General features: G+C 46.8%; 24 protein-coding genes and 1 rRNA gene. 1 reads left to right on the forward strand and 24 read right to left on the reverse strand.

Annotated elements, in window-relative coordinates:
* Position 1: 1 nt before the first annotated feature.
* The 14 genes from KNO75_RS14490 to metG form a co-directional block, all read right to left on the reverse strand.
* On the reverse strand, positions 2-1,549 hold the full coding sequence (locus tag KNO75_RS14490; protein WP_214822443.1) for a polysaccharide biosynthesis protein: 1,548 nt from the start codon (positions 1,547-1,549) through the stop codon (positions 2-4).
* On the reverse strand, positions 1,533-5,060 hold the full coding sequence (gene mfd, locus KNO75_RS14495) for a transcription-repair coupling factor (protein WP_214822440.1): 3,528 nt from the start codon (positions 5,058-5,060) through the stop codon (positions 1,533-1,535). The genes KNO75_RS14490 and mfd overlap by 17 nt, the downstream gene beginning before the upstream one ends.
* A gap of 45 nt (positions 5,061-5,105) precedes the next feature.
* Positions 5,106-5,663 (reverse strand): aminoacyl-tRNA hydrolase, encoded by a 558-nt coding sequence (pth, locus tag KNO75_RS14500; RefSeq protein WP_214796662.1) that lies wholly within the window; start codon positions 5,661-5,663, stop codon positions 5,106-5,108.
* Between the two features lie 55 nt (positions 5,664-5,718).
* Positions 5,719-6,675 carry a ribose-phosphate diphosphokinase gene (locus KNO75_RS14505; protein ID WP_012727731.1) on the reverse strand — a complete coding sequence of 319 codons (957 nt, stop codon included), beginning with the start codon at positions 6,673-6,675 and terminating at the stop codon, positions 5,719-5,721.
* A 45-nt stretch (positions 6,676-6,720) separates the two neighbouring features.
* On the reverse strand, positions 6,721-8,076 hold the full coding sequence (glmU, locus tag KNO75_RS14510) for a bifunctional UDP-N-acetylglucosamine diphosphorylase/glucosamine-1-phosphate N-acetyltransferase GlmU (protein ID WP_214791155.1): 1,356 nt from the start codon (positions 8,074-8,076) through the stop codon (positions 6,721-6,723).
* A 184-nt stretch (positions 8,077-8,260) separates the two neighbouring features.
* Positions 8,261-8,560 carry a septation regulator SpoVG gene (gene spoVG / locus KNO75_RS14515; RefSeq protein ID WP_214761672.1) on the reverse strand — a complete coding sequence of 100 codons (300 nt, stop codon included), beginning with the start codon at positions 8,558-8,560 and terminating at the stop codon, positions 8,261-8,263.
* A 140-nt stretch (positions 8,561-8,700) separates the two neighbouring features.
* The gene (gene purR, locus KNO75_RS14520; RefSeq protein WP_214791159.1) at positions 8,701-9,525 is read right to left on the reverse strand and encodes a pur operon repressor; all 825 of its coding nucleotides are present in this window, start codon (positions 9,523-9,525) and stop codon (positions 8,701-8,703) included.
* A gap of 73 nt (positions 9,526-9,598) precedes the next feature.
* On the reverse strand, positions 9,599-10,462 hold the full coding sequence (ispE, locus tag KNO75_RS14525; protein ID WP_214818641.1) for a 4-(cytidine 5'-diphospho)-2-C-methyl-D-erythritol kinase: 864 nt from the start codon (positions 10,460-10,462) through the stop codon (positions 9,599-9,601).
* A 100-nt stretch (positions 10,463-10,562) separates the two neighbouring features.
* Positions 10,563-10,799, reverse strand: coding sequence for a Veg family protein (locus KNO75_RS14530; RefSeq protein ID WP_012727736.1), 237 nt, complete (start codon positions 10,797-10,799; stop codon positions 10,563-10,565).
* Between the two features lie 82 nt (positions 10,800-10,881).
* On the reverse strand, positions 10,882-11,760 hold the full coding sequence (gene rsmA, locus KNO75_RS14535) for a 16S rRNA (adenine(1518)-N(6)/adenine(1519)-N(6))-dimethyltransferase RsmA (protein WP_214791163.1): 879 nt from the start codon (positions 11,758-11,760) through the stop codon (positions 10,882-10,884).
* Positions 11,757-12,317 carry a ribonuclease M5 gene (rnmV, locus tag KNO75_RS14540; RefSeq protein ID WP_214791164.1) on the reverse strand — a complete coding sequence of 187 codons (561 nt, stop codon included), beginning with the start codon at positions 12,315-12,317 and terminating at the stop codon, positions 11,757-11,759. The genes rsmA and rnmV overlap by 4 nt, the downstream gene beginning before the upstream one ends.
* Complete coding sequence (locus KNO75_RS14545) at positions 12,310-13,596, reverse strand: 3D domain-containing protein (RefSeq protein ID WP_214822438.1); 1,287 nt, start codon at positions 13,594-13,596, stop codon at positions 12,310-12,312. The genes rnmV and KNO75_RS14545 overlap by 8 nt, the downstream gene beginning before the upstream one ends.
* A complete protein-coding gene (locus KNO75_RS14550) occupies positions 13,593-14,360 on the reverse strand; it encodes a TatD family hydrolase (protein ID WP_214791168.1) in 768 nt (255 codons plus the stop codon). Before KNO75_RS14550 ends, KNO75_RS14545 begins: the two co-directional genes overlap by 4 nt.
* 51 nt (positions 14,361-14,411) lie before the next feature.
* The gene (gene metG, locus KNO75_RS14555; protein ID WP_214791170.1) at positions 14,412-16,370 is read right to left on the reverse strand and encodes a methionine--tRNA ligase; all 1,959 of its coding nucleotides are present in this window, start codon (positions 16,368-16,370) and stop codon (positions 14,412-14,414) included.
* Positions 16,371-16,700: 330 nt separating this feature from the next.
* Here metG and KNO75_RS14560 point away from each other — a divergent pair, with 330 nt between their 5' ends.
* Positions 16,701-16,994, forward strand: a complete 294-nt coding sequence (locus KNO75_RS14560; protein WP_012727742.1) for a transition state genes transcriptional regulator AbrB — start codon at positions 16,701-16,703, stop codon at positions 16,992-16,994.
* 16 nt (positions 16,995-17,010) lie between these two features.
* On the opposite strand, the gene rsmI is transcribed toward KNO75_RS14560, so the two are convergent.
* The 10 genes from rsmI to rrf form a co-directional block, all read right to left on the reverse strand.
* Positions 17,011-17,880, reverse strand: a complete 870-nt coding sequence (rsmI, locus tag KNO75_RS14565; protein ID WP_214822436.1) for a 16S rRNA (cytidine(1402)-2'-O)-methyltransferase — start codon at positions 17,878-17,880, stop codon at positions 17,011-17,013.
* On the reverse strand, positions 17,852-18,130 hold the full coding sequence (locus tag KNO75_RS14570) for a GIY-YIG nuclease family protein (RefSeq protein WP_214796653.1): 279 nt from the start codon (positions 18,128-18,130) through the stop codon (positions 17,852-17,854). Before KNO75_RS14570 ends, rsmI begins: the two co-directional genes overlap by 29 nt.
* Positions 18,123-18,860, reverse strand: coding sequence for a tRNA1(Val) (adenine(37)-N6)-methyltransferase (locus KNO75_RS14575; RefSeq protein WP_214822434.1), 738 nt, complete (start codon positions 18,858-18,860; stop codon positions 18,123-18,125). Before KNO75_RS14575 ends, KNO75_RS14570 begins: the two co-directional genes overlap by 8 nt.
* Positions 18,861-18,920: 60 nt before the next feature.
* Positions 18,921-19,256: a DNA replication initiation control protein YabA gene (yabA, locus tag KNO75_RS14580; RefSeq protein WP_012727746.1), complete on the reverse strand. Its 336-nt coding sequence runs from the start codon at positions 19,254-19,256 to the stop codon at positions 18,921-18,923.
* A gap of 23 nt (positions 19,257-19,279) precedes the next feature.
* Complete coding sequence (locus KNO75_RS14585) at positions 19,280-20,110, reverse strand: PSP1 domain-containing protein (protein ID WP_214791178.1); 831 nt, start codon at positions 20,108-20,110, stop codon at positions 19,280-19,282.
* 6 nt (positions 20,111-20,116) lie between these two features.
* Entirely contained in the window at positions 20,117-21,109 is a 993-nt protein-coding gene (locus tag KNO75_RS14590; protein ID WP_214818644.1) for a DNA polymerase III subunit delta', read from the reverse strand.
* A gap of 14 nt (positions 21,110-21,123) precedes the next feature.
* Positions 21,124-21,453, reverse strand: coding sequence for a cyclic-di-AMP receptor (locus tag KNO75_RS14595; protein ID WP_031421800.1), 330 nt, complete (start codon positions 21,451-21,453; stop codon positions 21,124-21,126).
* The gene (tmk, locus tag KNO75_RS14600) at positions 21,453-22,091 is read right to left on the reverse strand and encodes a dTMP kinase (RefSeq protein WP_214791182.1); all 639 of its coding nucleotides are present in this window, start codon (positions 22,089-22,091) and stop codon (positions 21,453-21,455) included. Before tmk ends, KNO75_RS14595 begins: the two co-directional genes overlap by 1 nt.
* 3 nt (positions 22,092-22,094) lie before the next feature.
* Entirely contained in the window at positions 22,095-23,513 is a 1,419-nt protein-coding gene (locus tag KNO75_RS14605) for an aminotransferase class I/II-fold pyridoxal phosphate-dependent enzyme (RefSeq protein ID WP_214818645.1), read from the reverse strand.
* Between the two features lie 72 nt (positions 23,514-23,585).
* Positions 23,586-23,674: ribosomal RNA gene (rrf, locus tag KNO75_RS14610) — 5S ribosomal RNA — on the reverse strand; the annotation flags it as partial.

A 23,674-nucleotide genomic window follows, 5' to 3' on the forward strand; every position in this document is an offset into this window, starting at 1 on the left:
ACTAGTTCTCCTTTTTTTCGAGCACATCGAGTAGGCGTCCTCCGAACGGGATCAATTCCCATTCCGTGAGGGACAGCATTCGAGTGCTCCATAATCTCCATATATAAAGGACGGCTCCGCTACACACCATTCCGATTAACCATCCGAAGGCTGCGATTCGTGAATCGACCCACATCTGTCCCATCCAGTTTAACACGGCAATGAGGAAGAACATGGGGACCAGCGCTTTCGAAAGCGATTTGTAATGCTTCGACCGAAACGAGCCGAGCGGAATCGAACGGTCGAGCGCTCGAAAGTTATAAAACGCCATCGCCAAAAAGCCGAGTGAGGTACCGATGGCCGCCCCTTCAATCCCATAAATGGGAACAAGCCCTACGTTTACGACACCTTTTGCTAAAATCGCGACAATCATACTGCGAGCCGCAATCCATTCTCGGTCGATTGCTTGAAGGCAGGTCATGCTTGCAATCGCTAACGATGCCGCAAATGTACTAGTCGCCAAGAGCACGAGCGCCCGCGTGCCTGATCCATCTTCAAATAAGGCCACATTTAAGAAAAACATGACTCCCATCAACCCGACGGTCGCCGCACCCGCAATGGCAGTTGTGACCCGAATCATCGAACGGAGCCCTTGCGTCGTCTTCTGTAGATGTCCTGCCCGATAATGACGGACGAGTGTCGGCACGTTAGCCATGCCGATGGTCGTTGTAAATAAGATGGCAAATTGGACAAGTGGGTACCCTCGATCGAATACACCTTTGCTCACCTTCGCCTCGTACGTCCCCCCCATTAAATTAACAATGGTAAAGGAATCCACTAGCTGCATCCATAAAATCCCGAGCGAGGCAAACCCGACCGCAAATCCCGTCGTCAACAATAGGCGCAACCCATTTTGAAAAGTGGTGCGCCGTACCTTTACAGTTCGTAAGCCACGCGCCTGATAGATTAAAAAGGCAATCGCCACAACTCCACCGACGAGCGTCGCGCCATATGCGTATTGACTGAGGACGTAGGCATCTTTCCCAAGACGTACCCCGACCCATAATAGCGATAGCATGACCGTCACGCGTACGAAATTTTCTAACACTTGCGACCATGCGCTTGGCCTTAAATCATCTCTCGATTGAAAAGCACCGCGTAACACAGCAGACGCCGGCATGAGTAAATAACTCAAGCTAATCACACGAAGCGCCGGGGCCAACTGTTCATCCCCAAGCCACTTAGCGATTGTCGGTGCAAACAGCCACACGGTTACAACAAGTGTTATCGATAGAAGAAGCAACGCATAAAAACTGCCCCATAACACTTCTAATTTCTGGTTCGACCCCTTCGCGCCCACACCGATTTTCGCAATGACGACCGGCATCGCATAAATTCCGAGTGATGCTACGATCGCAGCGAACGGATAGACGGTTTGATACGCATAGAGTCCGAAGTCACCCGCCAAGTTTTGATACGGGACACGATAAGCGAAACTGATCAGCTTCGATACGTAACCGGCAAGAGCGAACAGGACGACACCTTGCGCAAACTTACTTGGCGACCGCATCGCCCACCAACCGCTTCATCAGTTCTTCTAATACAGTATCGGCATCATTCAAGAGCTCTGTTAATGGCATTCGACCACTGAGGGACAATTTCAGGGCACCGTCTTCTTGACCAATTCCTAGTTTACGACCGAGCGGCATCGTCCATTCCATAAAGGATGGTACATCAAGGGAAGTCGTCGAGTCTTTCGATAAGACAATTTCAATGCGCCCAGATGTTTGCTTGATTCGACTCACTTTCGCCAGTTCTCCGTAAATCCGTAGACGCGTCAGTTGAATGAGAAGCGCGACCGGCTCTGGGAATTCGCCGAACCGCTCAATCAATTCGTCTTGTAAGGCGAACAGCGCATTTGGTGTATCTACATATTTGAAACGCTTGTACATCTCAATCTTCAATTCGCTATCCGACAAATAGTCATCCGGGATATAGGCATCCGCTTGGAAGGAGATTTCTGGCTTGAAGACAACTTGTTTCGCTTGTCCACGCATCCGATCTTTCCGTTCTTCAATCGCTTCGGAGAGCATTTGTGAGTAGAGATCGAAACCGACCGAATCGATGAATCCAGATTGTTGCGCACCTAGCAAGTTACCAGCACCTCGAATTGACAAGTCACGCATCGCGATCTTGAAGCCGCTCCCGAGTTCCGTGAACTCTTTAATGGCTTGAAGACGACTTTCTGCCACTTCGGTCAAGCGCTTATCTTTCCGATATGTGAAGTAAGCATAAGCGATGCGATTCGAACGTCCGACGCGACCCCGGAGTTGATACAGTTGGGATAGCCCCATCTTGTCAGCATCATGAACGATGAGCGTGTTGACGTTTGGAATATCAATCCCTGTCTCGATAATCGTGGTCGACACTAAAATATCTGCCTCCCCTTCTAGGAAGCTGATCAACTGGCTCTCGAGTTCACTCTCGGTCATACGTCCGTGTGCTGTCGCGATACGTGCTTCCGGTAACAAGGCCCGAATCTCCTCCGCTTTCCGTTCGATACCTTCGACACGGTTGTAAAGGAAGAAAGCCTGTCCTCCACGAGCGAGTTCGCGCTCTAATGCTTCACGTAGGACAATGCCGTCATATTCCATGACATACGTCTGGACCGGGTATCGGTTCTCTGGCGGGGTTTCCAACACAGACAAATCGCGGATTCCAATCATCGACATATGAAGTGTTCGCGGAATCGGTGTGGCCGTCAACGTGAGCACGTCGATATTCGTCTTCAGCTGTTTTAGACGTTCTTTATGTTTGACGCCAAATCGTTGCTCTTCATCGATGATGACGAGGCCGAGATTTGCGAATGCCACGTCTTTTGACAACACTCGGTGTGTTCCGACAACAATATCAATCGTGCCTTCCTTCAAACCTTTCTTCGTCGCCGCCATTTCACTCTTCGAGCGGAAGCGACTCATGACAGACACGTTGATTGGAAATTCACTGAACCGCTCGAGCATCGTTTCATAATGCTGTTGAGCGAGGACGGTCGTCGGGACGAGAAACGCGACTTGTTTCCCAGCGAGCACTGCTTTGAATGCCGCCCGAATCGCCACTTCTGTTTTTCCATACCCGACATCTCCACATAAAAGACGATCCATCGGACGCGAGCGTTCCATGTCTGCTTTAATCTCAGCAATCGAGCGGACCTGGTCCTCTGTCTCAGCATAAGGGAATGAGGATTCAAACTGACCCATCTCCTCATCATCCGGCGGAAACGCAAAACCGACTGAAGCTTCTCGTGCCGCGTACAATTTAATGAGTTCATCGGCAATGTCTTCAACCGACTTGGCGACTTTCGATTTAACTTTCTTCCACTCGGTGCCCCCAAGTTTATAAATCTTCGGTTCTTTGCCTTCAGCACCGACATATTTTTGGACGAGGTCGATTTGATCGACCGGTACGTAGAGTGCATCATCTCCGGCATAAACAAGGTGAAGATAGTCCTGGTGAATGCCTCCGACCTCGATCGTCTTAATGCCTAAGTACTTCCCGATTCCATGATGTACATGGACGACATAGTCGTTCGGCTTCAACTCTTGATAGCTCTTAATTCGTTCTGCGTTCGTTAAATTCTTCGTCTGACGCTTCCGTTTCGTCACACGTTTGAACAATTCTTCTTCCGATACGACGACGAGACGACTCGTCGACAATTCGAACCCACCCTCGATTTGACCGATGATGACCGATACACGTCTCGGCTCTAGTTCACCGTCTACATTCGTGAACGTTGAATGAATGCCGTAGTCTGAAAGGAGTGCCTCAATCTTGTCAGCACGCGATTTGTCTCCCGCAAGCACGACAATGCGTTGGTCCCCTTGTTGCCATCGCTCTACTTCCTGCTTTAACAGGTGCATCTGTCCATGAAACGCCGGTAATGGACGACAGCTCAAATGGACCGTCGCGGTTTCTGGAATCCCAGAGCGACGAGATGGAAGTAGCGAGAACGCCACTTGTTTCAAGTCACGAAACACTTTGTGCATCGGGACAGCAAGCGTGTAATTGCTGACGGCCTCCCCTTTTTCGATGAGTGAAGAGAACCATTCTGCCTCTTCTCGGTCTTGCACGTCCGCAGCATCATCGATTCGTGCCACTTCGTCTAGAATGAGTACGGCGTCTTTGCCTACGTAGTCTAAGAGAGTGGATGTATAGAGTAATGGTGAATACTTTCCAACCTTGTTCGGGAAATCGCCACGTTCTAAGCGCTCGATGTCGGTTACGACGCCCTCCTCAAGTGCTTGACGAATCACTTCGTTCTCAATCAACTCCACAGTTCGGTCATATTGTTTCCGGAGTGAACGTCCGGCTTGTTTCAACTGATCTTCGGTGGCGATGAACTCGGTAGCAGGCGTAATACACACTTCCCCTACCACACCGAGCGAACGTTGCGTTTCGGCATCGAATGTAAAAATCGAATCGATTTCGGTATCAAATAAATCAATCCGATACGGACGCGCTTCCGTGAGCGGGTAGACGTCTAAAATACTGCCTCGTACCGAAAATTCGCCAGGTGTCGTCACGGTCGCGGTTCGCTCATATCCCATGTCCGTCAATTGCTTCGCAAAGTCTGCCAATTCAAGGTCACTTCCCGGCTTCAACATGACGCGACTATGTTGCCATGCTTCCGGACTCGGCATATAGCGTCGTAAGCCACCGAGCGGCACGACAACGACGCCTCCTGTTTGGTCAAGGAGACGAGTACGGGCATCGATTCGAGCGGCCAACAGCTCAGGACTAGATGTCAGCGACAGTTCACCGGCCAGCGTTTCATCAATCGGATAAAGTAATGTTTTTTCCGGTCCGATGAGTGATTCGAGTTGATCGAACATTTTTTGTGCTTGATACATATTATGCGTCACGACGACGAGACGTCTCGATGACGATTTAACAAGTCCTGCGAGGACGAGAGCTTTCGCACTTGTCGTCAGTCCTGTTACTAGTTGACGGTCTACTTTTTGTAGCCGCTCACGAATCACGTTCGTCTCCGGGAGCGCCACCATAAATCTCTCTAAAGCATTCATTTGTTTTCCTCCAACTCATACGACAAAAAAGGGTGCTATGACCCTTTAGTTGTATCGATTCATCAGCGCTAGCCAATCTGTGTCTACAAAATCAGTGGCTGCGGTTACGGCTTTGTCGAGTGTTTCGTTCAATTCCAGCAAGTCCTCTTTCCGATAGTTCATCAACACCCAGTCGACGACTTTAATCGGATGAGGAGGACGACCAATTCCAAGCTTCAAGCGCTTGAATTCGGCGGTCCCTAAGTGCTGAATGAGCGATTTGATTCCGTTGTGACCACCCGCACTCCCTTTTGGACGGAAACGGAGTTTTCCTGGCACCATATCCAAATCGTCATAAATCACAAGTAAATCGTCAATCTCAATTTTATAATAATCTAAAATTGGACGAACGGCTTCACCCGACAAATTCATATACGTAAGGGGTTTAACAAGTACAACGCGTTCACCATTGATTCTTCCCGTTCCCATAAGGGCATTAAACTTCGCTTCATTCAACGAGATCCCATGTTTTTCAGCAAGACGATCAATCGCCAAAAAACCAACGTTATGTCGGGTCATCTCAAACTTTTTCCCAGGGTTTCCAAGACCGACGATGCATTTCATATTCTTTCCTCCTGAACAAAAAAGCCCAAAGGCGAATGCCTCCGGGCCTCGTTTTTTAATCGAATAGGGTACTGACCGATTTGTGCTCGTGGACACGCATGATCGCTTCCCCAAGCAAATGGGCAACCGACATCTGCTTGATCTTGCTCGAGCAAGGACGACCCGTCAAATCGATTGTATTTAAGACAACCAACTCTTTGATCGATGAGTTGTCGATACGCTCCATCGCTGGACCAGAAAGGACTGGGTGCGTACAAGACGCATACACTTCTTTCGCGCCCGCTTCGACGATTGCATCCGCTGCAAGTGTGATCGTTCCAGCTGTATCGATGATATCATCAATCAAAATTGCTGTTTTCCCTTCAACGCTTCCGACGATGTTCATCACTTCAGCAACGTTCGCTTTCGGACGACGCTTATCGATGATGGCGATCGGAGCTTTCAAACGTTCTGCCAATTTACGTGCACGTGTCACGCCACCGTGATCCGGAGAGACAACCACGATATCTTTCGCTTGAAACTCTTCAGTTTCAAAGTAAGTCGAGATGAGCGGTACACCGAGTAATTGGTCCACCGGAATATTGAAGAATCCTTGGATTTGCGCTGCATGCAAGTCCATTGTGATGACGCGTGTCGCACCTGCTACCGTCAAAAGGTCAGCGACAAGCTTCGCTGTGATCGGCTCACGTGAGCGCGCTTTACGGTCTTGACGTGCATACCCGTAATAAGGCATCACGATGTTGATTGTCCGGACAGAAGCACGTTTGAGTGCATCGATCATGACGAGCAATTCCATGAGCGTTTCGTTTACAGGTGAGCTTGTTGATTGGATGACATACACATCATCTCCACGAACACTTTCCTCGATGTTGATATAGAGTTCACCGTCGCTGAAACGTTTGACTTGGCAATCACTGAGCGGGACACCGATTTCTTTCGCGATTTCTTCAGCAAGCGGGCGGTTCGAGTTTAAGCTAAATAGACGAATTTCTCGTTCGTATACAGTAGACATGTTTAGGATTCTCCTCCATCGTTTTCCATAATGATTGGCAGCTAGTTATCGTTTTGTGTAACCTTCTTTATTCGTTTGGCGTTCACGTGCAATCGCGAGCGCCTCTTCCGGTACGTCATTCGTAATCGTCGAACCAGCTGCGACAATCGCACCTTTTCCGACTTTTACCGGGGCAATCAAGTTTACGTTGCAGCCGACGAACGCATCGTCCTCTACAACTGTCTCAAACTTGTTCTTGCCGTCATAGTTTACCGTGATTGATCCACAACCTAAGTTGACACGTTCACCGATTGACGCATCCCCAATGTAGCTCAAGTGCGAAGCTTTCGCACCGTCACCGAACGACGATTTTTTAATCTCAACGAAGTTTCCGACGCGTGTATTCGCACCAAGTACAGCTTGTTGACGCAAGTGAGCGAACGGTCCGACCTGAGCCGCTTCACCGATTTTGCTATCTGTCACAACAGACTGGCGCACGACAGCATGATCTTCAATCACACTATTGCGGATGTCTGAGTTCGGTCCGATGACACATTCTGAACCAATCGTAGTCTTCCCGAGGATGACCGTACCCGGATAAATGACCGTATCCGAACCAATCACCACATCTGGAGAAATGTACGTTGATGCAGGATCCATGAACGTGACTCCTTCACGCATGAGACGTTCGTTCGTGCGTTTACGCATGATTGCTTCTGCCTGTGACAAGGCAACGCGATCATTGACTCCGATTGTCTCATCGAACGTAGGTGCCGTATGTGCCGCGACGACTTCGCCAGCTTCTTTTGCAATCGAGATGACGTCAGGCAAATAGTATTCGCCTTGTGCGTTATTGTTTCCGACTTGTTTGAGCGCGTCGAACAATAACTCGTTATCGAACACGTACGTTCCCGTATTGATTTCGTTGATGGCAAGTTCGGTCTCGGAAGCATCTTTATGCTCAACGACTTTCGTCACGTTCCCATCTTCGCCACGAATGACACGACCGTATCCTGTCGCATCGTCTGCAATCGCAGTCAGTACAGTAACTTTCGCTTGTTGCGCTTCATGATGAGCGAGAAGGGCTTCTAACGTCTCTGCCGTCAGTAACGGTGTATCTCCACAGACGACAAGTGTCGCTCCTGATTTACCCGCAAGCTCTGCTTCTGCCATTTGAACAGCATGCCCTGTGCCAAGTTGTTGTTCTTGGACTGCATACTCTACCCGTGTGCCGAGCGTATCTTGTACCGCTTCCGCCCCATGGCCAACGATTACGATTTGACGACTGACACCGATTTGGTCTAATTGATCGACAACATGCTCGACCATTGGTTTTCCTAGAACCGGATGAAGTACTTTATAAAGCTTCGACTTCATTCGCGTTCCTTTTCCTGCTGCCAAAATGACTGCAAAACGCTCCATTCTTGATTCGCTCCTATCTCACAACAGCTGTGATTGGTCTGTATAGTTCGGCTTTTCTGCAACTAAATCCTATTTACACCGTTTCTACTATATCGAAACCATGCCTTCGTTTCAATAGTTGTACCATTCCTTAACCATTGAAACGCAAAAAAACAGCGGTAGGCAACCTAACCGCTGTTTGCTGTCATTCATTCGTGCCGTAAGACACGTGCTGGGGATCCAGCACATCCACTTCCATATTGGAATAGGTTTCCAATACAGCCGCTTCAACTTTCTGTCGCATCTCCCCATTGATTGGATGCGCAATATCCCGAAAGATCCCTTCTGGTGTCCGTTTGCTCGGCATGGCGACAAATAGACCGCTACTTCCTTCGATGATTCGAAGGTCATGTACAACGAATTCATGGTCAAGTGTGATTGAGGCCAACGCTTTCATTCTGCCTTCTGTCGCGACTTTGCGAATTTTTACGTCTGTGATCTGCATGTTTCGCATCCCCTTTTTCATCGTTGTCTATGCCATGGTGTGGTCTTCTGTAAGGTTCAGTTGGTTTCGAACGAACGTCATGACTCGATATTGATAACTCTATACCCTCTAATCATAAAACGAAATCAAAATTTTGCCAATCATTTTAGGAACTGTTCCACATTCCCCCGTGAAATGGTGACGAGACCTTCATCCGGGTCAACGTTCGTCAATTTCATTAAGCTAACATATTCGCTGACCATCTTCTTCTCGGCACCTTCTGCTTCCATCAAGACACCGACACCTGCAAGATTCGCCTCGAATTCGTTCAAGAGACTCATCATCCCCCGAATCGTTCCCCCCGCTTTCATGAAGTCATCGATTAAGAGCACATTCGCCCCACGTGGCAGACTACGACGTGCGAGCGCCATTGTGCGAATCGCTTTCGAAGAACCTGACACATAATTGATACTGACGGTTGACCCTTCTGTTACACGACTATCTGAACGGACGATGACAAATGGAACGCCTAATTGTTCTGCGACAGCATAGGCAATAGGAATCCCTTTCGTCGCAATCGTCATGACCACATCCACTTTACGGTCAGCGAACACGGACGCAAAGACTTGGCCCATCGGTTTTACCTGACTCGGATTGCCGAGTACATCCGTTAGGTAGAGGTACCCTCCTGGTAAGAGACGTTCAGGCTTTGATAGTTGCTCACAGAGCGTATCAATCATCTCAAGCGATTTTTCTTTACTCCATCCTGGAATAAACATCACACCACCCGCTGCACCAGGGACGGTAACAAGCTTTCCAATCCCATCATGAGACAGCATCTCACTCACAATGACTAAGTCCTCACTAATGGACGACTTGGCAGCTTTATAGCGACTTGAAAACATCGACAACGAGACAAGCTGATGCGGATGGTCAAGCAAATAACGGGTCATATCAACGAGACGACCACTTCTACGAATTTTCATACGGATTCTCCTTCACATCTTCAATAATAAACGAATGTTCTAATGAGAATATATCACTTTCATTCGTTTTTGTTCAATGTCTTTTGCCGAGAATCCGAACGACGAATACTTCTGGGCAAAATCCTTTTAGACCGTTATAGATTCGATGCGCCTTTTGCTCATGTTCAATGAGTGCAAAGACAGTCGGTCCACTACCGCTCATCAGTACACCTTCTGCCCCACAATGTTGCATCGTTTCTTTGATTTGGTTCACTTCTGGGTGAAGCTTGAGTGTCACACTCTCGAGTGAGTTTCCAAGATTTTCGCAAATTCCATGAAAGTCTTTTTGACGGATTGCCTCGACCATCGCACTTGTGTTCGGATGATGAACTTCATCCATACGCACGGCGCGATACACATCGGCGGTCGATACCCCTAGTTTCGGTTTTCCAAGTACGACATAGCATGGAGGCGGTGCCGGAATCATCTCTAACTGCTCACCGCGCCCTCTAGCAATGGCTGTTCCGCCGATGACGCAGAATGAAACGTCCGATCCGATTTCCGCACCGAGCTCTGCTAGCTCCTCTAGCGACAAGTTTAACGAGAATAATTCGTTCATCCCGCGAAGCGTTGCAGCCGCATCACTCGAGCCACCAGCAAGTCCAGCTGCTACCGGAATTTGTTTATCGAGTACAATCTCAACGCCTTGTTGAATATTAAACCGTTCACGCAACAACTCTGCAGCCCGATACGCCAAGTTCCGATGATCATTTGGCACATAGGCGTGCTCCGATTGAATCCGAATTTCATCCGAATCTAAAACCGTTAACTCTAAGCGGTCTGCTAAATCGACTGTCGTCATTACCATTTCTACTTCATGATAGCCGTCCGGACGCTTCCCGAGGACATCGAGCGTCAAATTAATTTTTGCCGGCGCTTTCACACTAATCGTGCGCATCACGTTCACCCTTCCCATTTGTCTCCTGTTCGACATTGTACCGTAAACAGGCGCACAAAAAAAGAAGCAGCTGCCAATGCATCCGCCCCTCATTTATAAATCAATTGCCGAATTCAATTTTAACTGTATCCGTTAGGACATCAGCGTAGCTATACGAGACACGTTCCACATTGTGCAGGTCTTCATCCAATTTCACAACGAACACCGCAGGATATGTCTCAACGAGCGTTCCAAACCGAGTAACGACTTTCTTACGACCGCCGTTTGCTTTCAACGTCAATCGTTCACCAACATGCGATTCGAGTTTCTGTCTGATTTCTTGTAACGTCTTTGGCATACGCTTCACCTCACTGTTACAAGTATAGCATAATTGAATATGAAAATAAAGTTTAATATTATAACGACTCGTTTTAAGGTCGTCAACTATTTTTAAGTGGTAAAATTGTGTCAGACAATCGTGCGAATTCTTCTAGGCTTAGCGTCTCTCCTCGACGTTTCGGGTCAATTCCTGCCTCGTGAAGCGCACGCTCAAGCTCGACTTTGTGTTCTTTTCCAATATAATTTGTTAAGTTGTTTAGGATGGTTTTACGGCGTTGCGCGAAGCTTGCGCGTGCAACATCAAAGAAAAAGCCCTCATCTTTCACTTGTACGGCAGGTTCTTTGCGCATCCGAAGTGTAATGACTGCCGAATCGACGTTCGGAGCTGGAATAAACACATTTTTAGGTACGACAAAGCTGACTTGCGCCTCGGCATAATACTGAATCGCAATCGATAGCGAACCGTATGCTTTCGTTCCCGGTTTTGCCCCGATGCGCTCTGCCACTTCTTTTTGAATCATCATGACGAGCGAACGGAATTTCACACCACTCTCAAGCAATCGCATGATAATCGGTGTTGTGACATAGTATGGTAAGTTGGCGACAACCGAGATGTCTTCAATGCCTTCTTTTAAAAATTCTTGTTCGACAATCTCGCGTAAATTCATTTCTAAAGCGTCACCGTGGATGACTTTAACATGAGGATATGGGGACATCGTATCTTCAAGAATCGGTAAAAGACGCTGATCAATCTCAAGTGCTACGACTTTCTTGGCGCGCTTGGCTGATTGCTCAGTCAACGACCCGATTCCTGGTCCGATTTCGAGGACACCACTCGATTCACTAAGTTCTGCCGCTCCGACAATCTTACTTAAAATATTTAAATCGATTAAAAAGTTTTGACCGAGCGATTTTTTGAATGAAAAACCATGTCGCTCTAAAATCGCTTTTGTTCGTTGAATTGTTGCAATATCTTTCAACCCTGTTCCTCCTCTAATTGAGCAAGTGCTTGCTCCCACTCTTCGACCGTGACACCGAGCGCCTCGACTCGTTTCACAAATTGTTTCGCATTCGGCTCGCCGATGCGAAGCAATACACCGAGTCGTTTCCGACGTATCGCCGCTGCGGCCCCACCGATTAAATCCGCATCTAATACCATTTTTCGCGTGACGATCGGTTGATTCGTTTCAACACGTGGTTCAAATACGGCGCGCAAGACGCGACGAAGCGATTCCGGGCTCGCATGTTCTACCCCAATCTTCCCACGTTTGCCTTTTGCCTCGGCCCGTGGCAGGTGAGCATGTTTACACCCTTTGACCCGCTCTTCGACGATTGATCGAATACGATCTCCCGGATAATCCGGATCGGTTAAAATGATAACTCCACGCTTCTCTTGCGCACGGCGAATCCGTTCGATTGTCTGATCAGATACGGCAGAGCCGTTCGTCTCAATCGTATCGACCTCAAACACTTCCTGAAGTCGTGCCGTATCGTCACGTCCTTCTACGACAATAATTTCTTGTATTTTCTCACGCATTGTCTGTTCCTTCTTTCTCTTCTTCCTGCTTCGGAATGACCCAGATGGTAAGTGGTTTGCGACCAAACGTCACAGCCTCCTCCAACTCATCCATCATGATGTCGATTTTTTGACCTTTGATTGCGCTACCCGTATCTAGAGCAATCGCCATGCCAATTCCTTCAACATACACGCGAGTACCGAGAGGAATGATGGCCGGGTCGACGGCGATGATGCGCATGCCTTCAAAGAGAATCGTGTCCGTTACATCATAACCGCTTCTTGTCAGCACGCGTCCGTCATACGTCACCGTATCTTCTGGATTGTTCGTATAAGCCGTCGCTTCCACGAGTAACTGCTTCGCGGATGAGAAATCTAATACGTCGTCCGTTTTCGGTGGTTCCGCAATCTCGACTTCAGCTTCTGGAATGAACGGGCTCGATTCGTCCGCTGTCGTAGGTTCTGTAACGGGTTCTGTGACTTTCTTCGTACCTACTTTGATCACCTGTGGTATCGCTTTACGTAACGTCTCGACATCCGTTTTCGTACGATTCGTAATTGTACCATTTTCCACCGTAAGTGCATACCTTGTTCGTTCGAGTCCAGGAACTCCGACCTGCACGGTTTGCTTCACACCTTCTTCAAGCGTGTCATCCTCTTCCTCGACCATATCGTATGGAATCAACTGACTTTCATATTGGACGACATCACGATTCGTATTGACTGTAACCGTCATGCCTTCTCGTATCGGGGTCGATGCGTCTGGTAATACGGTATCACGCTCTGTCACATCAATTTTCTCTTCTCTTAGTAATTGCTCCACATTCGTTGCCATCGTATAGATGGTCGACGCATCTTCCCCGACAATGAGATTGACTGCAACAACGGGTTGATAGCGAATCGTCATTCCATTCGTCACGGGTGTGCGTACAGACGGATAGATCGTGTCTCCATCCCGTACGGTCACCCCATACCGTAATAACACGTCTTCCACGGTCCGTTCTCTCGTTTGAATCGATTCGGTTTGTCCGTACCCGATTTGGAGTGAGACCTCATGTGAACGTTCGATTCGAATGAGACGATCTTCCGGAACGTCCTCACTCAGTGCCGGTGTGACGTAATCCGTTTCATCCAATGTGATATTCAATTCCTCGAGTACCTCGAGAACGGAATCGGCTCGTGTCTCATGCTCAATCATCACACCATCATCGATGACCTGAATCGTTTCAGGTTGCAACATCACGTATGCGACAGACGCAGTTACAATCACGCCTATACTGGCGAATACGCGCTTGATCATGGGAGACGGAACAGCTTCTTCGCATTGGCCGTCGTTGCTTCTTCTAGTTCCTCGTATGGCATATCTCGAAGTGACGCAATTTCTTCCGCGACGTATTTCACATATGCCGGTTCGTTGCGTTTTCCGCGGAACGGAGTCGGCGTCAAGTAAGGGCAGTCCGTTTCGACAAGAAGACGATCTAACGGTACTTCTTGTGCGACTTGTTTTGGAACTTTTGCATTTTTGAACGTGACCGGTCCTCCTAAGGAAATATAGAAGTTCAAGTCTAGGCAGCGAGGGAGAAGTTCTACAGACATGCTGTAACTATGGAACACCCCACCGACTTCCTCCGCATGTTCCTCTTCTAAAATATCGAGCACATCTGCCGTCGCTTCGCGGTTATGGATAACGATTGGCATGTTTGTCCGCTTCGCGATGGCAATTTGTTGACGGAATAAACGCTGTTGCACGTCTTTCGGTGACTTGTCCCAGTGATAGTCGAGACCAATTTCACCGAGTGCCATCACTTTCGGATGACTCATGAGCGTCTCGATTCGCTCTAAATCAGCATCCGTACAATCGATCGCATCGACAGGGTGCCATCCTACGATGGCATAGATGTCTTCATGTGCCTCGGCTAGCTCGATGGCTCGGTCAATCGTCGGCGTATCAAATCCGACGACAAGTAGCGGAGAAACGCCTGCTTCTCTCGCCCGCTCAATCGTCTCTTCCACATCTTCATTGAACTGTTCCGCGTTAATATGCGTGTGTGTATCAATCAACATCTTGTTTCCTCCTTAGAAAAAGAGAGGGAGACCGTGGTCTCCCCCATTTCATTATTTGACGATGGCACCGTTCGGCATCTGATCAGAGACTGTCGCGAGTTCTAGCTTCCCATCACGGTCCGCAGCTAAAATCATCCCTTGTGACAATTCTCCACGAAGCTTGACTGGTTTCAAGTTTGCGACAACGATGACTTTTTTGCCAACTAAATCTTCAGGCGCATACCATTCAGCGATGCCCGACACAATTTGACGTGTCTCTTTTCCGAGATCGACTTGAAGTTTCAACAGTTTCTTCGCTTTTTTGATCTTATCGGCTTCTACGATTTGACCGACACGGAATTCGACTTGGTCAAAAACGTCGATTGTGATTTCAGGACGAACATCTTCATCGACTTCCTCAGTCGTTGTTTCTGTTTCTTCAATACGTGCTTTCGACGCTTGACGCATCATTTCTTGAATCGCATCCACTTCTTCCTTCACATCGCGACGTGGGAAGATTGGTGTACCATCCGTTACGACAGCGTCATTGAAGTCGGCGAACGTATCTAGTGCCTCCCACGACATGTCTTCCCCTTCTAGTCCGAGTTGACGGAACATCTCTTTCGGGGCACGTGTCATGAACGGTTGAATCATAATCGCAACATGACGAAGTACGCCCGCAAGGTGTGTCATGACAGATGCTAACTCTTCCCGTTTCGATTCATCTTTCACGAGAACCCATGGTTGTGTCTCATCGATATATTTATTCGCGCGACTGACGAGTTGCCAGATGTTTGTGAGGGCGACCGAAAACTCCATGTGCTCCATGGCTTCTTCTGTTTTGCGAGTCGTTTCCTTCACCATGCTCAACAAGGCATCGTCAAACGCTGTGACATTTCCGTTATAAGCCGGAATATTCCCGTCGAAATACTTTTTAATCATTGCGATCGTACGATTCAATAAGTTTCCGAGATCGTTCGCTAAATCAAAGTTCAAGCGATCGACGAACGCTTCTGGTGTGAATGTACCGTCTGCTCCGAACGGCACTTCACGAAGAAGGTAGTAACGAACAGAATCGAGTCCGTAGCGGTCAATCAATGGAATTGGATCTACTACGTTTCCTTTTGATTTGGACATCTTCCCGTCCTTCATGAGCAACCAACCGTGCGCAAATACTTGTTTTGGTAACGGAAGGTCAAGCGCCATTAAGAGCGCTGGCCAAATAATCGTGTGGAAACGAACGATCTCCTTCCCGACTAAATGGACATCAGCTGGCCAGTAGCGATTGAAGAGCTCGTCGTTGTCTGTCCCATACCCGAGTGACGAGATGTAGTTCGTGAGGGCGTCGACCCACACATAAACAACGTGCTTCGGATTCGACGGGACTTGTACGCCCCAATCAAACGTCGTACGCGACACCGCCAAATCTTGGAGACCTGGCTTCAAGAAGTTGTTAATCATCTCGGTCTTACGAGATTCCGGCAAGATGAATTCAGGATGTGACTCGAAATATTCAATCAAGCGATCCGCGTATTTGCTGAGGCGGAAGAAATAACACTCTTCACGCACGAGCTCGACCGGATGTCCGCTGTCAGGACTTTTTCCATCAACGAGTTGTGATTCCGTATAGTACGTCTCATCAGGTACGGAATACCATCCTTCGTATTCACCAAGATAGATATCTCCATTTTTAAGTAACGTCTCAAAGACGTGTTCGACAACCTTCTTATGACGATCTTCTGTCGTACGGATGTAGTCATCGTATGAGATTTCAAGGCGGTCCCATAAAACTTTGATTTCTTCCACGACTTCATCGACGAAGGCTTGTGGCGTCACGCCTGCTTCTTTTGCCTTTTCTTGAATCTTTTGACCATGCTCATCCGTCCCTGTTAAATAACGGACATCAAATCCTTTTAAACGTTTGTAGCGAGCAACCGCATCACCTGCTACCGTGGTATATGCGTGACCGATGTGCAATTTCGCACTCGGATAATAAATTGGGGTTGTAATATAAAAAGTCGGCTTCGCCATGATTTATTCTCCATCCTTTCGACATATGCAATTCTCATTATACACGGTTCGACAAAAGAATTTCCAAAACTAATTGTTTGGAATTTTCTTGCGTTTTATACGTCATAAATGTTCCAAAAATACCCTTTCTTTGTTTCAAGTTCAAACTATCGGGGAAATTTAGGTATATATCGCTCTTGATTCGACAAATTTCGAAAAATTGCTTTTCCAGATAGTAAGCAGTTGACTGCAATTGGAAAGTTTAGTATGCTTTTTGCTGTAGTCACATTGTCGAATTTTGACGATTCATGTCACCATGAGATTTCGACATCATTGGAGGAGGAAACACAAATGAAATCTACAGGTATTGTTCGTAAGGTTGATGAGCTTGGTCGTGTCGTTATTCCAATCGAATTGCGCCGTACACTTGGGATCGCAGAGAAAGATGCTCTCGAGATTTACGTCGACAACGATCAAATCGTTTTGAAAAAATATAAGCCAAACATGACTTGCCAAGTTACAGGTGAAGTATCAGACGATAACTTCAAATTGGCTGACGGCAAACTCATCTTGTCGCCAGAAGGTGCACAACGTGTTCTCGTTGAGTTGAAGAACATGCTCGAAAACTACTACAGCGAAGAGTAAGCAAGGATTTCCTTGCTTACTCTTTTTTGTGGAGTTGATGGTACGCATCATACACATCGTTTCGAGACTCACCACGGTCTTTCGCCGTCTGTTTGATAGCCGCATTCGGCTTCAATCCTTCTTCTATATAGTGAGCAACGTGTTCATAGACAGAGAGTGCCTCCCACCACGTCGTCGTAGGAGCCGTTTCTGTCGCACCGCTCACCAGGACGACAAACTCCCCACGTACTTCACCTTCGCACCAATGTAACGCTTCATCAACGGTCCCTCTCAAAAACTCTTCAAACGTTTTTGTTAACTCTCGGCCCAAAACAATTTGCCGATTCCCGAACACTTGTCGAATCGCCGTTAACATCTCTTTCAATCGATGAGGAGCTTCATAAAAAACAATCGTGCCCGGCTCATATTGAATGGATTCGAGAACATCGACACGATCTTTCTTTTTACGTGGCAAAAAACCGTAATAGAGAAAACGCTCTGTCGGAAGACCTGAGGCAACCAACGCCGTAAGGGCGGCATTGGCACCAGGTAAAACGACCACCGGAATATTCGCCTTGATGGCTAACCGAACGAGATCACTCCCGGGGTCTGAAATACCAGGCATTCCAGCATCTGAAACGATGGCAATCGACTTTCCGGCAAGAAGATCTTCAATCAGTCTCGGTCCACTCACTTCTTTATTATGTTCATGATAGCTAATCAGCTTGGTCGGAATCTCAAAGTGACGACAAAGCTTCATCGTTTGGCGAGTATCTTCCGCTGCAATTAAATCCACTTCTTGAAGCGTTCGCACCGCTCGATATGTCATGTCTTCCAAGTTTCCGATTGGCGTCGGTACGACATACAACGTCGGTTGTTCAGTTTGATAACTCTTCTGTGAATTCATTAGTCGTCCCCTCCATCAACTTCTCTTTTTGCCCACGGGTCAATTGTTTGATTGACCATTCATACTGCATGGCCTCACGCTTCGTATCAAACGATTGCACATACCGAAGTCGTACGGGCAGTCGCGCTTTCGTATACTTCGCCCCTTTTCCGGCATTATGTGCAAGAACCCGTTTTTCCACGTCCGTTGTATAGCCTGTATAATACGTCCCGTCCTTACATTCTACGATATACGTATAATGTTTAGGCATCGAGAATGACTCGCATCTCTTCCGTATACGTATCGTCTTCTTCATATACAACAAATGGTGGTAAAATTTTAAGACCTGCTTTTCCATCTTTCGATCCCTCGATTAATAACGTATTCGCTTCGCGTCCAGCTTTCGGATATACAAGCTGCATTCGCTTCGGTTCAATTCGGTAGGTACGCATCAATGTCAGGATATCGAGTAAACGTTCTGGCCGATGCACGAACGCCACTTTCCCTCCCGGTTTGACGAGTTGACTTGCCGTTTTAATACAATCTTCTAGCGTGCACAATACTTCATGGCGGGCAATCGTATGATGTTCGTTTTGATTCCGCAGTGATGTTTCATTCGCTAGAAAATATGGCGGATTGCATGTGACCACATCATAACGTGCATGTCCGAGTTGGGTTGCTGCCGTTTTGACGTCCCCTTCTACAACTTGAATTCGCTCCTCGAGACGATTGACCGCCATGCTTCGATTCGCCATATCGACGAGTTTCGATTGAATCTCTACACCCGTAATCGTTCCTTTTGTACGATATGACAAGAAAAGCGGAATTGCTCCCGTACCTGCACACAAGTCGACCAACTGACCTTTTTGAATCGGTACCCATACAAACTCTGCAAGTAGCACCGCATCTAATGAAAATGAGAACACATCGTCACTTTGAATAATCTTGCCTGGGCGTCCTAGCAAATCATCGAGGCGTTCTCCATCCTTTACCGTTACCATTGTTTCCTCCTTGTATAAAAGAAAGGCGACGGATAGGGAGTCCCTATCTATCGCCCCGTATTAATGTTTATTGAGCATCGACAAACAGAAGAGACAATCCCCATCTTTTCGTACCTGTCCGTAATGGAGGTTACAAATATGGAATCCTTCTTGATACAGCGCAGCTAAATTATTCTGCCCTTTTCCAGACAATGCGATTTGTGAATCACCATTTGTCGTATCAACTTCTGCCAATTGTTCGACTTTTTCACGCAAGTGATGATTCTCTAGATACATATGCTGGTTCTCTTCAAGCAAATAGGCAAGCTGCTCTTTTAGCACGCCCAAATGCTCCGTTAAAAGTTGCATCTGTTGCTCGATTGCATCTACACGCATCATCACTTCTTTTTTGTCCATTCTTTCCACTGCTCAGCACCCCATCACTGTTTTGACGGTTTTCGTTTAATCGCACCCACTTCAACAAGTTCATCAATCGTATATGTGACGACACGCGTCCGATCGTGGAGCTCAACTTGAATAAGTTGGTCCAAAATGTTGAGACCGATTACACGACCATCACCTTCTGGAATTTTGATTCGCTTGCCGACGTCTGGTAAATCGCGTTTTAGTTCTTCGTACGTGTCATTCTCATATTTCAAACAGCACATCAGACGGCCACAAACGCCAGAAATCTTATTCGGATTTAACGAAAGGTTCTGGTCTTTTGCCATTTTGATGGAGACTGGTTCAAACTCCCCAAGAAATGACGAACAACAAAGAACTCGACCACATGGTCCAATCCCACTTAGTAGCTTTGCTTCGTCACGAACACCGATTTGTCGGAGTTCAATTCGCGTCCGAAACACACTAGCTAAGTCCTTTACCAATTCTCGAAAGTCGACGCGACCCTCGGCAGTAAAATAAAAGATCACTTTATTGCGATCAAATGTATACTCAACATCGACTAACTTCATGTCTAATTGATGTTCTCGAATTTTTTCTTCACAGACGGCGTGAGCATCAACGGCTGCCAGTCGATTATCGCGTACGATATCCGCATCCTTTTGGTCCGCGACGCGAAGGATCGTCTTCAACGGCATGACGACTTCATCTTCGCCGAGTTGTTTATCGACTTGGACGACTTCACCATACTCAATGCCACGTACTGTTTCAACGATGACATGATCCCCACGTTTAAGTGTTGCATCGCCTGGTGAAAAGTAATAGATTTTTCCCGCTTCTTTAAAGCGGACTCCAACTACTTCAAGCACGCGCTTCTATCCTTTCTGCAAATCGAACGAAAGTCGTTCGAAAGTTAATTGAGGATTGACGTTTGCCTCGAGTCGTCGAATCGCCGCATGCACACTTTCAATTGCATGTGTGAGCTTAGAAACAGATCGGTTTTGGATAAATGCGTGATATAAAGCAGCCTCATTCTTAAACAGTTTCGGAGTATACGTATCGCGCACTTTTAAATGAAGTGCCTCCTCTAACCAATGTTCGAATAATTCAAGGCCAACTCGCAATTCATTCCGTCCTTTGAAATGCCCTAACCATTTTTCTTGCGCGAACAAGAGCAACTCTTGAGGTCGTTTCGTCAATACTTCAATTAATTGTACCACTAGCCCGTACGCCTGTACAAACCACTCCTGCTCAAGCGCTTCTTTCGCATCATCCCATTTCGGATAAACGGTCAAGGCGAGGTACGCCAAATCATACGTACATGATCGTTCTTCTGACATCGTCTGTGCCAACTTCGCACGGTCAATCGGTCGGAACGCAAGTTGTTGAGCACGTGAACGAATCGTCGGAAGAAGCAACTGTGGCTGTGTTGTCACTAAAATAGCGAGCTTCCCAACACCTGGTTCTTCAAAGAACTTCAATAAACTATTTGCCGCTTGAGTCGTCATCTTATGGGCTTGATGAATGACATATACTTGACGGTCTCCTTCAGCTCCTCGCAATGATAGGTCACTGAGTAATTGTTGAATCTGTTCTTTTTTAATACTAGCTCCATCCGGTTCCACTTCGATGTAGTCGACGAGATTTTTTGAATCTATGCGTCGACAGTTTCGACACACTCCACAAGGCTCTGCCCCTTGTGGTGATTCACAAAATAAGGCTTTCGCAAACAATGTGGCTGTTTCAATCAAGTATGGCTCATAATCTCCTGAGAAAATGTACGCATGTCCTACTTTATTCGAAACGATTGAATTTTGGATGATTCGAGCGACCACTGTTTGAGACTCATTTAACTCCTGAAAACGCATATGCCCAACTCCCATTAAAACTGATGGAATCCTTCAATCGGCAAGACAAATACAGTCGCGCCTCCGACTTGTACTTCGACCGGATAAGGAATGTAAGAGTCAGCATGTCCTCCCATTGGTGAGATTGGCGTAATCATTTGATCGCGACTCGAACAGTTTGATTGAATCACATCCATTAAATCATCGAGACGCTCTTGTGGAATACCCATCATAAACGTCGTATTCCCCTCTTTTAAAAAGCCACCTGTTGTAGCTAATTTCGTCGCACGAAAATCTTGTTCGACTAATGCGTCAGACAAACGTGCGCTATCCTTATCGTGTACGATTGCAATCACCATTTTCATCATCGTTGTACGCCTCCTTGTTGTAATCGTTCTATCGTATAATCGAGTACCTCGTCTTGAATGCATTCAATTGGTTGATCGGCATCAATCCGGATGATTCGTTCTGGGTACTGTTTGAGTAATGTTTGGAATCCTTCGTAGACCCGCTCATGAAATGCTTGGTCACGACTTTCGATCCGATCGAGTTGTCCTCGATCTTTCATGCGCGCACTCGCTCTTTCGGGACTCAAATCAAATAAAAAGGTTAAATCGGGTGTCAAACCGTTCGTTGCCCATTCATTTAGCGACTGAATTTGATCAAGGTCATATTGTAGACCGTAGCCCTGATAGGCGATGGATGCATCAATGAATCGATCACAAAGGACAATTGCTCCTCGCTCTAATGCCGGACGAATCACTTGTTCCACATTCTGTGCTCGTGAAGCAGCGTAGAGCATCATTTCCACTCGCGGTGTCATCTCATGATGATCTGGGGACAATAAGACTTCGCGGATTTGATTGCCCACAGTTGTTCCTCCAGGTTCGCGTGTTACCACGATGTCATATCCTTTTTGCGTTAGACTTTCAACTAATAGCTGAAGTTGCGTGGACTTACCTGATCCATCCGGTCCTTCAACCGTAATAAACATTCCGCTCACTTTTTAAAACTCCTCTACAATAACATCAATTTGCTCTATCATAACATGCTTACTTGCTTGAAGCTTCCTCCCTAAAGAAATCCACTCTAGGAGCACACGTATTTTTTCCTCAGTGATCCGCTCTCCTTTTAGAATCCACGGAATGCCTGGTGGATACGGAATCACGGTTTCTGCTGAGACAGATCCTATTGCCTGTTTGAAGGATACACGTTGTACTTGCTCATCACCTATCAACGTATATAGTTCAGATACGCGTTGTGTTTGAGGGAACGGAAAAATTGTTTCGTCCTCATCAATAATTGGAACGTGCGTAGCGGCTTTTTTGATTAATTTGATCCAGTGCTCAATTTCCTGTTTCTTTATTTCCCTTAATGGTAAACAGAATAACACATGATCCACAGCCGCTAATTCAATATCGATTCCGATTGATGCAAGATGTTCACTAAAAACCAACCCATTTTTCGGATAAGTCATGACCGTTACTTTCGTAAAGTCATCCCCAACTTTGACAGTAAAACCGGCACGTTTCAGCTCTAGAACAAAGTGGGCATGACTTTTTTGAATAGAAGACCATGCTTCATCGGTTAAGCTTTCTAAATAGGATCGTGCATAATCTAATGAAGCCATAATAAGATAAGAAGGACTCGATGTCTGAAAGGAAGACAATGCGTGTTTTAACCGAACTTCATCGATATCTTCTTTATAATGAATCCAAGCTCCCATCGTCAATGCAGGTAGTGTTTTATGTGCAGACTGTACGACTGCACTCGCTCCCTCAAAAATTGCAGAACGCTGAAGTAATTTAGGATGAATCAAATGCGCACCATGTGCTTCATCGACGAGTAAGGGGATTTTCAAAGACAACAAAAAATTTGATATCGAACGAATATCCGCCATATCTCCATAGTACGTAGGAGATGTTAACATAACGGCTCGTCCTCCCGGAAATTTTTGAACAGCCTGCTCAATTGTTTCTAATGTCACCACTGTCGGAATTCCTGTACCTCGTTCAATTGTAGGTGTTAATAGGATAGGTTTTAATCCTAGCCATTCAATTGCATTCCATACAGATTTATGTGAATTTCGTTGAACATATACTCGTTCCCCACGTTTTACTGTGGCTGCGAGCATACTCCAGTTTCCAACAGTTGAACCGTTGACAAGCCACTTACTTTTACTCGCATACAGATTCCCTAATGCTTTTTCAGCTTGATCAATAATTCCAGAAGCATCATGCAAATCATCTAAATGTGCTAGTTCTGTAAGATCATATGGCATTACTTTAGCAAATGCATTCGGTAACGTATTATCAATCACGGTGCCATTATGATGTCCTGGGACGTGAAAAGATACGCGATGTTCACTCACATGCTGTTCTAGAGTCTCTAGAAATGTAAAAGGATTTTTCCGAGAAGGAGCCATCTGTTATCCCTCCTAAACTATTGACTATTAAAAAAAGACGATCAAGCATATGCTTGATCGTCTTCTGCGTTGGCCTGGCAACGTCCTATCCTCACAGGGGGAGATCCCCCAACTACTTTCGGCGCTGAGACGCTTAACTTCCGTGTTCGGCATGGGAACGG

Origin of the sequence: Exiguobacterium sp. s35 (assembly GCF_018617535.1) — a bacterium.
Lineage (GTDB): Bacteria > Bacillota > Bacilli > Exiguobacteriales > Exiguobacteriaceae > Exiguobacterium > Exiguobacterium aestuarii.

Coding starts and splice junctions, on each gene's coding strand:
- KNO75_RS14490 (WP_214822443.1), bottom strand. CDS start 1,549: ATGCGGTCGCCAAGTAAGTTTGCGCAAGGTGTCGTCCTGTTCGCTCTT.
- mfd (WP_214822440.1), bottom strand. CDS start 5,060: ATGAATGCTTTAGAGAGATTTATGGTGGCGCTCCCGGAGACGAACGTG.
- pth (WP_214796662.1), bottom strand. CDS start 5,663: ATGAAATGCATCGTCGGTCTTGGAAACCCTGGGAAAAAGTTTGAGATG.
- KNO75_RS14505 (WP_012727731.1), bottom strand. CDS start 6,675: ATGTCTACTGTATACGAACGAGAAATTCGTCTATTTAGCTTAAACTCG.
- glmU (WP_214791155.1), bottom strand. CDS start 8,076: ATGGAGCGTTTTGCAGTCATTTTGGCAGCAGGAAAAGGAACGCGAATG.
- spoVG (WP_214761672.1), bottom strand. CDS start 8,560: ATGCAGATCACAGACGTAAAAATTCGCAAAGTCGCGACAGAAGGCAGA.
- purR (WP_214791159.1), bottom strand. CDS start 9,525: ATGAAAATTCGTAGAAGTGGTCGTCTCGTTGATATGACCCGTTATTTG.
- ispE (WP_214818641.1), bottom strand. CDS start 10,462: ATGCGCACGATTAGTGTGAAAGCGCCGGCAAAAATTAATTTGACGCTC.
- KNO75_RS14530 (WP_012727736.1), bottom strand. CDS start 10,799: ATGCCAAAGACGTTACAAGAAATCAGACAGAAACTCGAATCGCATGTT.
- rnmV (WP_214791164.1), bottom strand. CDS start 12,317: ATGCGTGAGAAAATACAAGAAATTATTGTCGTAGAAGGACGTGACGAT.
- KNO75_RS14545 (WP_214822438.1), bottom strand. CDS start 13,596: ATGATCAAGCGCGTATTCGCCAGTATAGGCGTGATTGTAACTGCGTCT.
- KNO75_RS14550 (WP_214791168.1), bottom strand. CDS start 14,360: ATGTTGATTGATACACACACGCATATTAACGCGGAACAGTTCAATGAA.
- metG (WP_214791170.1), bottom strand. CDS start 16,370: ATGGCGAAGCCGACTTTTTATATTACAACCCCAATTTATTATCCGAGT.
- KNO75_RS14560 (WP_012727742.1), top strand. CDS start 16,701: ATGAAATCTACAGGTATTGTTCGTAAGGTTGATGAGCTTGGTCGTGTC.
- rsmI (WP_214822436.1), bottom strand. CDS start 17,880: ATGAATTCACAGAAGAGTTATCAAACTGAACAACCGACGTTGTATGTC.
- KNO75_RS14570 (WP_214796653.1), bottom strand. CDS start 18,130: ATGCCTAAACATTATACGTATATCGTAGAATGTAAGGACGGGACGTAT.
- KNO75_RS14575 (WP_214822434.1), bottom strand. CDS start 18,860: ATGGTAACGGTAAAGGATGGAGAACGCCTCGATGATTTGCTAGGACGC.
- yabA (WP_012727746.1), bottom strand. CDS start 19,256: ATGGACAAAAAAGAAGTGATGATGCGTGTAGATGCAATCGAGCAACAG.
- KNO75_RS14590 (WP_214818644.1), bottom strand. CDS start 21,109: ATGCGTTTTCAGGAGTTAAATGAGTCTCAAACAGTGGTCGCTCGAATC.
- KNO75_RS14595 (WP_031421800.1), bottom strand. CDS start 21,453: ATGAAAATGGTGATTGCAATCGTACACGATAAGGATAGCGCACGTTTG.
- KNO75_RS14605 (WP_214818645.1), bottom strand. CDS start 23,513: ATGGCTCCTTCTCGGAAAAATCCTTTTACATTTCTAGAGACTCTAGAA.